The sequence below is a fragment of the Lysinibacillus sp. fls2-241-R2A-57 genome (assembly GCF_030209535.1).
In the GTDB taxonomy this organism is placed as follows: Bacteria; Bacillota; Bacilli; order Bacillales_A; family Planococcaceae; genus Lysinibacillus.
The window spans coordinates 21,351-33,316 of record NZ_JARVRU010000035.1; the positions used below are offsets into that span (position 1 = coordinate 21,351).

At 34.8% G+C, this 11,966-nt stretch carries 11 protein-coding genes; 6 read left to right on the top strand and 5 right to left on the bottom strand.

Annotated features, from left to right (window positions below):
• The first annotated feature begins 506 nt into the window (after window positions 1–506).
• Window positions 507–3,590 carry a SpaA isopeptide-forming pilin-related protein gene (locus QRN68_RS07270; RefSeq protein ID WP_285396101.1) on the top strand — a complete coding sequence of 1,028 codons (3,084 nt, stop codon included), beginning with the start codon at window positions 507–509 and terminating at the stop codon, window positions 3,588–3,590.
• A 217-nt stretch (window positions 3,591–3,807) separates the two neighbouring features.
• Here the strand turns inward: QRN68_RS07270 and QRN68_RS07275 are convergent, their stop codons facing one another.
• Complete coding sequence (locus QRN68_RS07275; RefSeq protein ID WP_285396103.1) at window positions 3,808–4,248, bottom strand: cell wall hydrolase; 441 nt, start codon at window positions 4,246–4,248, stop codon at window positions 3,808–3,810.
• 199 nt (window positions 4,249–4,447) lie between these two features.
• Entirely contained in the window at window positions 4,448–4,999 is a 552-nt protein-coding gene (locus QRN68_RS07280; RefSeq protein ID WP_285396104.1) for an ECF transporter S component, read from the bottom strand.
• Window positions 5,000–5,213: 214 nt separating this feature from the next.
• Between QRN68_RS07280 and QRN68_RS07285 the strand changes: the two genes are divergently transcribed.
• The 4 genes from QRN68_RS07285 (at window position 5,214) to QRN68_RS07300 (ending at window position 8,195) form a co-directional block, all read left to right on the top strand.
• Window positions 5,214–6,062 carry a pyridoxamine kinase gene (locus QRN68_RS07285; RefSeq protein ID WP_285396105.1) on the top strand — a complete coding sequence of 283 codons (849 nt, stop codon included), beginning with the start codon at window positions 5,214–5,216 and terminating at the stop codon, window positions 6,060–6,062.
• Between the two features lie 58 nt (window positions 6,063–6,120).
• The gene (locus tag QRN68_RS07290) at window positions 6,121–6,414 is read left to right on the top strand and encodes a hypothetical protein (protein WP_285396106.1); all 294 of its coding nucleotides are present in this window, start codon (window positions 6,121–6,123) and stop codon (window positions 6,412–6,414) included.
• Between the two features lie 514 nt (window positions 6,415–6,928).
• On the top strand, window positions 6,929–7,531 hold the full coding sequence (locus tag QRN68_RS07295; RefSeq protein WP_285396107.1) for a cupin domain-containing protein: 603 nt from the start codon (window positions 6,929–6,931) through the stop codon (window positions 7,529–7,531).
• Window positions 7,532–7,781: 250 nt separating this feature from the next.
• Entirely contained in the window at window positions 7,782–8,195 is a 414-nt protein-coding gene (locus tag QRN68_RS07300; protein WP_285396108.1) for a UPF0158 family protein, read from the top strand.
• 224 nt (window positions 8,196–8,419) lie between these two features.
• On the opposite strand, the gene QRN68_RS07305 is transcribed toward QRN68_RS07300, so the two are convergent.
• The 3 genes from QRN68_RS07305 to QRN68_RS07315 form a co-directional block, all read right to left on the bottom strand.
• Window positions 8,420–8,686, bottom strand: a complete 267-nt coding sequence (locus tag QRN68_RS07305; protein WP_285396109.1) for a hypothetical protein — start codon at window positions 8,684–8,686, stop codon at window positions 8,420–8,422.
• Window positions 8,687–9,480: 794 nt separating this feature from the next.
• The gene (locus QRN68_RS07310) at window positions 9,481–9,906 is read right to left on the bottom strand and encodes a PhoU family transcriptional regulator (protein WP_285396110.1); all 426 of its coding nucleotides are present in this window, start codon (window positions 9,904–9,906) and stop codon (window positions 9,481–9,483) included.
• On the bottom strand, window positions 9,903–10,481 hold the full coding sequence (locus QRN68_RS07315; protein ID WP_285396111.1) for a DinB family protein: 579 nt from the start codon (window positions 10,479–10,481) through the stop codon (window positions 9,903–9,905). Before QRN68_RS07315 ends, QRN68_RS07310 begins: the two co-directional genes overlap by 4 nt.
• Window positions 10,482–11,235: 754 nt before the next feature.
• On the opposite strand from QRN68_RS07315, the gene QRN68_RS07320 reads away from it, so the two are divergent.
• Entirely contained in the window at window positions 11,236–11,733 is a 498-nt protein-coding gene (locus QRN68_RS07320; RefSeq protein ID WP_285396112.1) for a GNAT family N-acetyltransferase, read from the top strand.
• Window positions 11,734–11,966 lie beyond the last annotated feature (233 nt).

Genomic DNA, 11,966 nt, shown 5'->3' on the forward strand with positions numbered 1-11,966 from the left:
ACTTGTTATGAACATCAACGGGGACACCATGTTTCATTTTAAAATTTTTTAATATAATAACAATAATTATTCTAATAAAATAATTAGTAGAGAAAGTGGAATTCTAACATTTTGATAATTAAAAACAGTAAAAAAATACTCGTTGCGAGTAAATTTTTACTGTTTTTATTGTTATTTAAGGATAAATGAAAAAAATGGTGAACTTTTTAAAATTTATGTAGACAAAAAGTCTGGAATCATTTAGTATTTGTTCAGCGGCTTACTTTGTAATGATTATAAAGTAAGATTCATTATTCGAGGAGAGGTGAAAGTAGGGCCTATAGATGCAATTTTGTACCTATACCCTAAAAGAATTTATTGGAATGTGATTCATTTATGACAAGAAGTGAATTGAAGGATAGAGGTACCAACTTATTGTTTGTGACAACCTTTCCGACATTATGAATGTATGAACGTTGTCAGCAAACACCGATAAGTATCTCTCAGGATTTAGAAAGGAGAAAAATATGAAAAAATTAAACGTAGTAGTAATCTTATTACTGATCGTATTACAAACAGTACTATCACCAATCTCAGTGTTTGCAAGTGAAGCGGATGCTAGTATTGGAGTACCTGGAACAACTGAAACAAAAGAAGAACCAGCAGTAAAAGAAAACGGAGCGAATGCCATTGAAAGCGCTGGTGTAAGTGAAGGGGCAGCAGAAAAAAATAACAGCGTTGATTCGCCTCAACAATTAGAAAATCCAAGTGCCCCTAAAGACAACCCAAGTACTCTAACAGAAAATCCAAGTGCTCCTATAGACAACTCAAGCACTCAAACAGACAGTCCAAGTGCTCCTATAGATAACTCAAGCACTCAAACAGACAGCCCCAATGCTCCTACAGACAAGTCAAGTACTCTTGCAGAAGAATCTAAAACTGTCGGAGAGGATAGTAACGCAGTAAAACCCGAACAAACTCAAACAAATACACCTCCAGTAGGAAAAGCACGAGAACTAAGCCATACAGGCTTCCTTGATAGTGTGAAAATTGCAAAAACAGATTTATCATACGGTGAACAAACAGGTGTCCATGTAACATTTAGTGAAAAGCCTGACGTCAAATTAAATACGGGCGATACAATTACGATGACATTGCCACATGAATTAAAAGGCTTCAATACGACTATTAAACTAGAAGATTACGGTTCGTGTGATGTGACTAATGGACAAGTTGTATGTACGTTCAATAGCAAAGTAGAGGAACGTGAAAAAATTACAGGCTTCTTTAATTTCTCTATTTTAGGAACGAATGTTGAAGCAGGAATTACAAAAACGGTTCATACGAACTTTGGAACAGATTTAACTGAGCAAGCTGTAATAATTACTCATCCAAATGGTAGCTCTACGCCAGGAGTTTTCTTCTATAAATCAGGAGATATTATTCCTGAAAAAGCTGATGAAGTTCGCTGGTTCCTAAACTTCAACTTAAAGCTAGAACAACTTGATAGTGATATCGTTTTACACGATTATTCAAAAGGCGGTCAACAAATAAAGAAAGATAGTTTCAATATCCAAACAAGTGGCCAATTAGGTAAACATCAATTCACACCTGAAGCGTTTGAAAGCAATGGGTATGGATATGTGAAGTTTACGAGTGATAATACATTCGATGTAGTGATTAAAAAAGAATTTGCAAGCTTATCATCGTTCACTGTAAGTTATAATACGACGATTACAGCTGAAGGGGTAAATGAAAAATATCTGAAGAATGAATATGATTTGACATACAAAGTTAACAACCAAGATGAAGTACATGAGAAAAATGTAGAACAAGTAAAAAACATTTCAGCTAATGGTTGGGCTGAGGGAATTTTACCAGAAAAAGGTACATTAAGAATACTGAAACATATAGATGGCAATAAAGAACAAGTCATTCCAGGTGTTCAATTTAAAGTTTTCAAATCAGATGGTCAACAAATTGGTGATCTATATACAACCGATGCCAAAGGAATTGTCGAAGTACCAAACTTAAAAACTGGTGAGTACTATGTACAAGAAATATCAGCACCTGAATATGTAACATTTGACGCAAATAAGAAAATTCCATTTACAATAGATGCTAGCGCTACAAATGGTGTTGAATTACCAATTGGTAACAGTTTGAAAAAAACTTCGATTGAAGGAACGAAAACTTGGAACAATGATCGTGAGCAAGATCGTCCTACAGACATCAAAGTAGATTTACTAAAAGACGATAAGGTTATTGCTACAAAAGTAGTAACAGCTGAAAATGGATGGAAATATAGCTTCGAAAACTTAGACCAATACACAGTAGATGGTAAAGAAATCAAATATGCTGTGAAAGAGCAACCGGTAGCGGGCTATGAGTCTAAAGTTGAAGGTTATAATATTGTAAATACAAAAATTCTTAAAGGATCAATTGTTTTAACGAAAATAAATGCTGATACGAAAGACAAATTAGAAGGCGTTGAATTTACGTTAATTGACAACGAAGGCAAAGTCATTGCAGAAAAATTAGTAACTGATAAAGATGGTCAAATTAAAGTAGATAACTTACGTCCAGGTAAATATGCATTTGTAGAAACAAAAGCATTATTTGGCTATAAATCTTTACATGAAAAAATGGAATTTACAATTGAAAACGATCGCAAAGAAGATGTTCAAGTAACAGTAGAAAATTCCTATAACAAGACAACAGTAGTGTTGACAAAGCATGCTAAAGATGAGCAAGGTCCAGTATTACCTAATGCAGAATTCAAACTTATTAACCAAAAGGGCGAAGTAATTGTATTAAAATTAGTAACAGATAAGGACGGTCAAATTAAAGTAGATAACTTAAGTCCAGGTAAATATTCGTTTGTGGAAACACAAGCACCAAAAGGTTATCAGCTTGATGCCAAACCAATCGAATTCGAAGTTAGTTTGGTAGACAAAGAATCTGTTATTCAGTTAAAGGCATTTAATCAAGCTGAACCAACTGAAAAACCGACAACACCAGAAAAACCGGTGGGGCCAAATGAAAAACCGACAACACCAGAAAAACCGGTGGGACCGAGTGAAAAACCGACAACACCAGAAAAACCGGTGGGACCAAGTGAAAAACCGACAACACCAGAAAAACCGGTAGAACCAAGTGAAAAACCAAAGCCTCAAGAAAAACCAGAAAAGCCAGTAGAGAGTGAAAAAACATATGAACCCAAATATGAGGGTAAAGTAGTAGAGGAACCAAAGCCTCAAGAGAAATCAGAAACATCGGTGGAACAGAGTGAAAAACCGAAAGACTCAAAAAATGAGAGTACTGTAGTGGAAGAACCAAAGACTCAAGCGAAAACAGAAACATCGATGGAACATAATGAAAAAACAAATGACTCAAAAAATGTAAGTAATGCAGTAGAAATGTCATCAAAAGAGCAAGCTAACAACGTTGCTCAAAATCAAAAAGTTGACAAAAAGGATCAAAGTACGCCAAATCAAGCTGAACGCTTACCTCAAACAGGGGAAAGTGATACAACTTTATACCAAGTACTTGGTTTGATTTTAGTAGCTTTAGCATACTTGTTATTCCGACGTAATAGAAAAGAAATTTAAAATATAATCCCCCTGTTTTTTTACGAACAGGGGGATTTTTATATCCAAATAATGGTTTAGTATAAAGACTTTTTTGAATTAAGTACGTTCAATGTAAATATATACATACAAAAAAATAACTGTTAGCTTGGCAGAGTTACATCGAATAAATAGTATCGGTTATAAGTACCTGCGACTAAAGATGTTGTATTCGCAGTACCAAAATGCAAAATAGCTCCTATCCTGTATAAACACCATCACATGTATCAGGTGCTGGTTCATAGAAGCAATGATTTTTAAATTGACCAGCAAAAGGTTGACCGTACCATGTTGGAGGACATGGGGCATATGGATTGAAGTACCAAAGTGCATATTTAGCTGGGTGTTGCCTCCAATAATCCAAATTCAGTTTGGCTAATCTTTTTTCAGAAGATCTCGCCCTTTGGTAAAACATATTCCCTTTTTGTACAGCTTCAAAAGAATAATTTCCTCCTTGTACCTGATAAATGACATCTTCTACTGTTCTTAAATCTTTAAAGTCTAAACAATTTGCTACAAGACGATTCACAATGACATTTCCAACATATAACATTCCTTGATTTCCTTCACCTTCAGCTTCTGCTCTCATCATCCTTGCCATTAAGTCAACGTCAGCATCTCGGTATTTTGCTCTTGGCATTTTTTCACCTCCAACATATAGTATGAAAAAAAGCTTATATTATTGTCATTTGATCATTTGGAAAAAGTGACAATCTATAAGAAAAGTCTAAGAATAGTCGTTTTCTATATCGAGGGTATAAAGCGTATTTTAGAAAATAATAAAAACACGTCATCTATGCTGTAGCGAAACAGCAAAATGGCGTGTTAATTTTGTAGTATTAAAAATTCTTTTTGAAGTACGGTGTTTTTTTCAGCACGATACATACTGGAATCGCGAGAAGTAAACCAACAACGTTTTGGATGACGTCTCCTGGAATGGATGCCATAGGTGCAATCCAGCTTTTGAACATAATCGCTTGCCCGATATAGTATACTGCCATCATCACAGGCATTGAAACGACAGCTGCTAAAATGTTTAAGCCAACGTTGTCGCCTTTATGACCTTTAGACCAAGCGATTTTCCCAACGATGGCACCTTGTAATGCGCGGGAGATAATTGTAGTTGGCGCCCAAATTAACCAACCACCTGTGATATCGAATAAACCCATCCCGATTGCTCCGGCAAGTGCCCCCTTTTTAGGACCAAATAAAATCGCTGAGATGAAAAGCATGGTTGTCCCTAAGTGAATAAGCCCACCTTGCCCGAATGGTAGCTTAAAATTGATGAACGATGTTGCAACGAAAACAAGTGCTGCTAGAATGGATGTTATCACTAAATCAAATGTTTTCGTGCGTGATCTTGTATAAGTTTGACCTTGTATATTTTGCATCTGTATCTTCCTCACTAAGATGAAATTTTTGATAATTTTAACTTTAACAAAGGACTGACTATGGTAAAAGTGTCAATTTGATAAAATTATTAAAGGTCAGATTGTTTTTCTGTGATTTTTCATTTTTTGAATTTAAGCGGAGTGCATTTTCGCATCTTTTTAATTGTGATAGGATGAAGAGAGTCTAAGCAGGATTAGTTAGGTGGAGAGTATGATGAAGAAAGTTGCTGTAATTCAGGATATGTCATCCTTTGGGAAGTGCTCGTTAACGGCTGCGATTCCTGTGCTGTCAGTGATGGGGGTTCAGGCGGTGCCATTGCCAACTGCGATTTTAACGGCGCAAACAGGATATCCGAGCTTTTATTGTGAGGATTTAACGTCAAAAATGGATTACTTTGTGGATGAGTGGAGCAAGCTTGATACTACCTTTGATGGTATTCATACGGGTTTTGTGACAGGAAAAGAGCAAATCGATAATATATTTCGGTTTTTAAACGTGTTTCACTCGAGTGAAACGACGCTGCTTGTCGATCCGGTGATGGGCGATTTAGGTGAAGTATATAAACTGTATACAGGCGAGTTGCTTGATCGTATGAAGGAGCTAGTGAAGTGTGCGGATATTATTACGCCAAATATTACAGAATGCTGCTTGCTTACAGGTTTGTCGTATGAGAAACTAGAGAGCTATCAGGTCGATTCAGATTATTTTCAGGCGCTAGAGGAAGCGGGCCATCAGCTACAGCAGGCAACAGGTGCGAACGTCATTATTACCGGTTTGAATCCGCCGCCAGCTGATGCGAACAAGCGTTATGTAGGCAATATGTATGTCGATGCAGATCGTTCATTTTATAGCGTCCGCGATTATAACGGCGAGAGCTATTCAGGTACGGGTGATTTGTTTGCATCAGTTATTATGGGTGGCATGATGCGTGGGCAGGATTTAGTTGAGTCGATGAAGCTTGCCGAGGCGTTTTTAGCCGCTTCAATTGAAGCTACTTCAAAGGAGCAAATTCCACGCGAAGCAGGCGTGAATTTTGAAAGGTTTTTACGAATGCTACTTTAGAAATCTCGGACTGCTTTGAAAAGGAAATACTTTAAATCATGAATAGAGGAGGTGGAAAATGGATTCAATTAGATATTACGTAGTGCAAATAGATGATCGCTATTACCAGGGGGAAATTGACCATCTTACATTTACGGATGATGAAGAACAGGCCTTTGCGTTTACGGATATTGCGACTGCAAACCAGTTGGCTAATGAGATCAATGGAATCGTCCTGACAAGAGAAGTCAGTTATAAGGAGCTAGAAGATCTTTCAGCACAATATCTGGTTGAGTACGAAGCATTGCCAAAAGAAGAGCGTGACACTATAGAAGCATTTTGTAGGGAACTCAGTATAGGAATGTATGAATAAATGCCGAATCGAATCTTTTCGGTTCTTTTTTATGTAGTTTGCATCTGAACTTAAGATTGAAGCTCGTAGCCACAATTGATGGTTGCGGGCATTTTTTCCCATTTATCATGATTTTTATTTATTTAAAGGTCAGTCTAGAGGAGTCCTATTCTTTTGGAGTTGATTGTATTTGGCTAATTGGTCTATCATATAGGAAACATGCTTTTATATGGTAGCAATATTTTTGTCAATCTCACTATACCAAAGATTGAGATCAATGAAGCCGAATAGTACTTATTTTTTTACAAAAGCTGAGTAATTATATTAATTAAAAATAAGAACACGTACAACATAAACTAAAAGTCTATTTTCACGATGCTTTCAACCTGTCATTTCTATGAGCTAATAAAGATATTATATGGATATATTACTCTTTACTCTTTCATTTTAAGAGTTTAAGTATAGTCTACACGCGAACTATGCTTTTAATTGCTAGTATAAAGCATAAATATAATGTATGAATGGGGGATATGGTGTGAAAGTTTATAGTCTTTACAGTGATAATAAGCATAAAATAAATAAGTTAGTTGAAAGTAAGAATAAAAATATAAGAATTATTGAATTTAGTTTATTGAAGGAAAGTAATGAGATCCCACCACATTTTCATCCGTATGGTGAGGATTGTGCATATGTATTAAAAGGTGAACTAACATATTATATCGATACACATTCAACTGTTAATTTAGATAAAGGGAATTTGGCTGTTGGATGGACCAATCTCATACATGGATATAAGAATATGTCGGATTCTAGTGTATATTTTCTAGTTTTTGCAACACCTGAAGATAATTTAACAGTTTATCCTGAAGGAAACGATCTTGATATAAAACATATTCCTTTAAACAGAAGAGTCTATAATTGTTTGGATAATGATATTTGTATAGCGTCCCCGCTATCCAGTTTTAAGACTCTTGTAGTTGACGGTATATATCAAGAGTTGGAAGAAAAAGGTGTTTTTAAGTCTTTTTTAGATTTAGAAGAGAATATATTGTATACTTTTGAAAATGAAAAAGTTGAGTTGAAAACTGATAAGCCAAAAAAATTCCTGAAATTTTCTTGTAAGGATGCTTTACTTTAATTTTATCCTAGATTATTCTTTAACATATACAAAATCCCACAGAAAAACTGACCTGGTGCAACCAATCTTTTCGGTTCTTTTTTATGCGGTTTTTGACCAAACTTAAGCATTCTAACCCTCTAAATCATGGCACTTTCTCAATTTGTTCAATGAAATAGTAAACAGCTCGTAGCCACCATTGATGGTTGCGGGCATTTTTTGTATTATTAAATGTGAAATGTGCGTGTAGCACTTATATGAGGTGAGAAAATTGAACCTACTAGATGAACTTGCGGATGTATTTTTAAATGGAAATATTGATGAAATGTCGTATGTGTTAAACTGTCGAACGCGTGAAATTCTTTTGGATGCGCCGGAAGCTTTAACTGGCGAGCCTGAAATTGATTGGGATGATGATGAGCTGACTGCGGATTTAGTGATGATTCCAAGCGTTTCAACGCCTGAAATGTATGATGTCATGGTCAGCTTTGCTAAAAAACAACCAGATTCGATGAAGATTCTTTTAATCGATGTACTTAACGGAAATAAGCCTTTTCGTTCTTTTAAAGACAAAATTTATGAACTAGGCATCGAAAATCATTGGTACGAATTTGAGCAGGATTATGCTAAGGGCAGAATGGCGGAGTGGCTAGAAGAGTTTTGCAAAATTGAAGTATCTAAGTAATAGACCTGGGCAGAAAAAATCCACTATAAAAGAAGCGGGATTAAACTATACTGTTCAAGGTTGAGATTAAATAATATCAGGACCATCTATAACATCCAATAATCAATTAGATTGTTTAGTTATAAAATCTGAAAATTGTTTATCCATTCAATCGTTAATTAACACACTAAATGGTTAATTAAATAAGACATGAAAATGACCACTCCATGCCGGGTGGTCATTTGTTATGAAGGATTTTTTATTAATTTCGTTTTTATGAACGAGAAAAAATACATTATTTTATTTGTAATCCAAAGAGCTACTAGCACAAAAACGGCTGCGATAGAATATTGCACAAATGGTGATATTTCAGATAGTGGGTAAGGATTTGCTACTGGATTATATATTCCAGGTTTTGTAATTGACAACCAAACATATATAGTTCCGCGTTCTGCAATTATAAGAGATAAAACAATCATGATAAAATAGATTATTAATTTTATGATCTTCATTTTTAACTCCTTTAGATTTATGAATTATTTTGCAATAAATAGGCTCATCACCATAATGTGTGGTTGATTTCCGTTCCGACTGGGCGCTTTCCTAGGGGGCGTCCCCCAAGGAGTCGCCCAGCCTCCACGCCACTCCAATTAACCTATAAACGGCATACGTTTTAACAATTGACTTTCATAACTTTTGGTGACGATCCAATAAATAGTTTTATTGAAAAAACTTAGTATATCTAAATCTGAGGAATAATTGTATTCGACAACTATATATTGTTTAATTAATTTCTCTCTTTGTAAAATTCTATAACTGCTTGAAATGAGGTAGGAAAAGGTTTTAAGCCTAAATCAATTCTCCTTTACTTTTTGTTATGTGAATACAATACCACTTGCTATAAAAGTTTCAAAATCAAGTTTTTCAGAAAATCGTGCAAATTTTGATAAAAAACATAAATTTCTAAAAATGTTAATCCTGAAAGTTGTTTAGCATACTGAACGAGATGTTTGAGGGGAATTTATAGAGCTTTTAAATAGTCGTCTCTGAGGGGATAATTGGCCGTGATAGAAGAATTCGTTTCTTTATATTTCAGGACATACTACAGCAGCAAGAATTCGCGCAATCTTCGGAGCACAAGCGTAAGTATTAAAGAAAAAACCTTTGAAGGATTTTAACCCTCAAAGGCTTTTCTAGATGCTTTTTTTTAATTAAGATGTTATCCATCAGCGAGAAAACCTATCCCGATTTGAAATTAGAATATCCATTTCCCAGTGCTTTCTTTGCTTTAGTTCACGACATAAAATCACTCACTAGCAGGTAAGCTGAACGGCTCTGCATCAGGAGTAACAACATATTGCTGTATCTTACCATTTTCACCTTTATAAAAATAAGAATACATAATGGCTTTTTTATCAATAAAGTTTATGTATAGCTGATAATCAAGTTTGCCAGTTGTAATTTCATCGGCTACAACTTCTAAGCTTGGGTTATACTCTAATTTATTATGTTTAGCTGAATCGTACAGCCATGTTTCTGTATGATCAACGACATCTGCAAGAACTTCCTTACCAAATATATCTCTAACTTCATCGTACGATAAACCAACCTTTGCATTTTCCTCTACAAATTCTTTTGTGATGAAGAGTTCTTTATTTGAATTAGTCCCTTCTTCATTTGAACAAGATACAAGAAAAAGTAAGAGACAAAGACATATCAATAGTTTTTTCATTTCACAACCTCCAATTTACTGGACGTTACTAGCCTTTTATATTGCCCTTCCATAATTTTAAAATGATGCATTTCATGGATGGCAAGTAGCTGAATAGATTGGATAAGGTTAGGGTAGTGGGCGAGGGGGTCTGGAAAGACGATATGCCCGGCTATATCCTCCTCAATATCTTTTACTAATTCTTTCAGTGCATTTGTCTCGTTTACTAATAATTGTTCGATTTCGTCGCTGTTCCGCGTAAAACGTATTTTTGCGGGAGGCACTAATATTCCTGGTGCTCTCATGCCTCTTCCTTTTCTGTTTTTAAATTCTTCGTAAACATTATGTATTTCAGTGGCGAAAGGCTTGTTTCTTCGCATTTTCGCGTAAGGGGTAAGTAGTAAGGAATATTTTGTTGCAGTTTTAAGCATTTTTAGAATTAGATAAAGGTGATAGAAATGCTCACCGATAGACCATTTTCCTTCTTTCTCACGATGCCACAGTTGTTCATGCGAGAGTGATTGAATACAAGGTAGGTGGTGAGAGCGCTGTTCCTGTAATGTATGAAAATGATTTGCTATACTGTTAGATTTCATATATTGGATTCTCCTTTGTAATGTTATTCCCATTTTAGGGAACTACCTTATAAAAGTACATTAAACACTATTGGTAATTGTCAATAAAAATGAAAAGCCGTAGGAGGGAAAAGGATGGATATTAGATTTTTAACAGCTGCAGATGTAAGGTTCTTATACGATAAGGGTATTTGATCAAGAAGAATTAATGGGTGTTGCAACTTTGGTTCAAGAAAACAAGTTGAAGTTAAAGCATAAAGCGAGCAAACTTATAAAGTTATTTGCATTCCTTTGATTTTAATATATAGTAGTAAATCAAAAGTATCCCTGCTAGAAAAAGGCAAAAAAGGCTTGCTAATTTTTCATTTTGGATGTCAAAAGGGAAATTTAATCCTGTCCACATCGTTCCAATACCTGTAACAAAAAACACTATAAATAAAAAAAATACAAAAGATTTCATTAAAGGCCTCTCTCCTTCTTTGTAATCTGTAAATATGAAGTACAATAAATCCCTAAATTACTTTTTATTTCTTGAGTTTGTCTATTTCATTCATAAGGAGAAAAGTTAAACTTTCGCCCTCTTTATATATATCATATTAACCCTTTTTAACTACAATATCCAATATTTTCAATTTCGTAAAATGATACGCCATATTGTTAGATTTTATATTCTTCCTTATGCTGTTATTTCCATTTTAGGGAACTTTGTGATGAAAGTACATGAAACATTATTTATAATTGTCAATAAAAATGAAAAGTCGTAGGAGGGAAAAGGATGGATATTAGATTTTTAACAGCTGCAGATGCAGAAGTATATAGGAATTTAAGGTTAGAGGGATTGCAAAATAATCCTGAAGCATTTGGCTCTAGCTTTGAGGAGGAAAAGGATTATCCGATTGAGATGTTTGCTAATAGATTTGAATCAAAAGGTTCTTATACGTTAGGTGCATTTGATCAAGGTGAATTAGTGGGTGTTGCAACTTTGGTTCAAGAAAACAAGTTGAAGTTAAATCATAAAGCGGGCATTTTTGCTGTTTATGTTTCCCCTAAAAAGCGTGGTCTTGGCATTGGCAAGAAATTAATGGTTGAAGCAATTAACAAAGCAAAAGAGTTAAAGGGAGTTGAGCAGCTTAATCTTACGGTTGTATCAACGAATGCTTCAGCAAAAAGACTGTATTGTTCTTTAGGATTTGAAGTATTTGGGACAGAGAAGAGGGCATTAAAAATAGGTCAACGATATTTTGATGATGATTATATGGTTTTGTTTCTTTAACAGGCGTGTTGATTAGGAAAAAATAGGTTTATTATTGATCGATGAAAGGGTTTTTCTTGTTGCTATTTAGTGTCGAGCCCCAAAACAGAATCGCTAAGGCTACTTTCGTTCGTTTTATAGGAATACTTTGAAGTTTTATCGAAACAAAATCGCTCTTTATCGAAACTATTTGAGCTTATATCGAAACAAAATCTCATTTTATCGAAACTATTTGGGCTTTTATCGAAAAACAA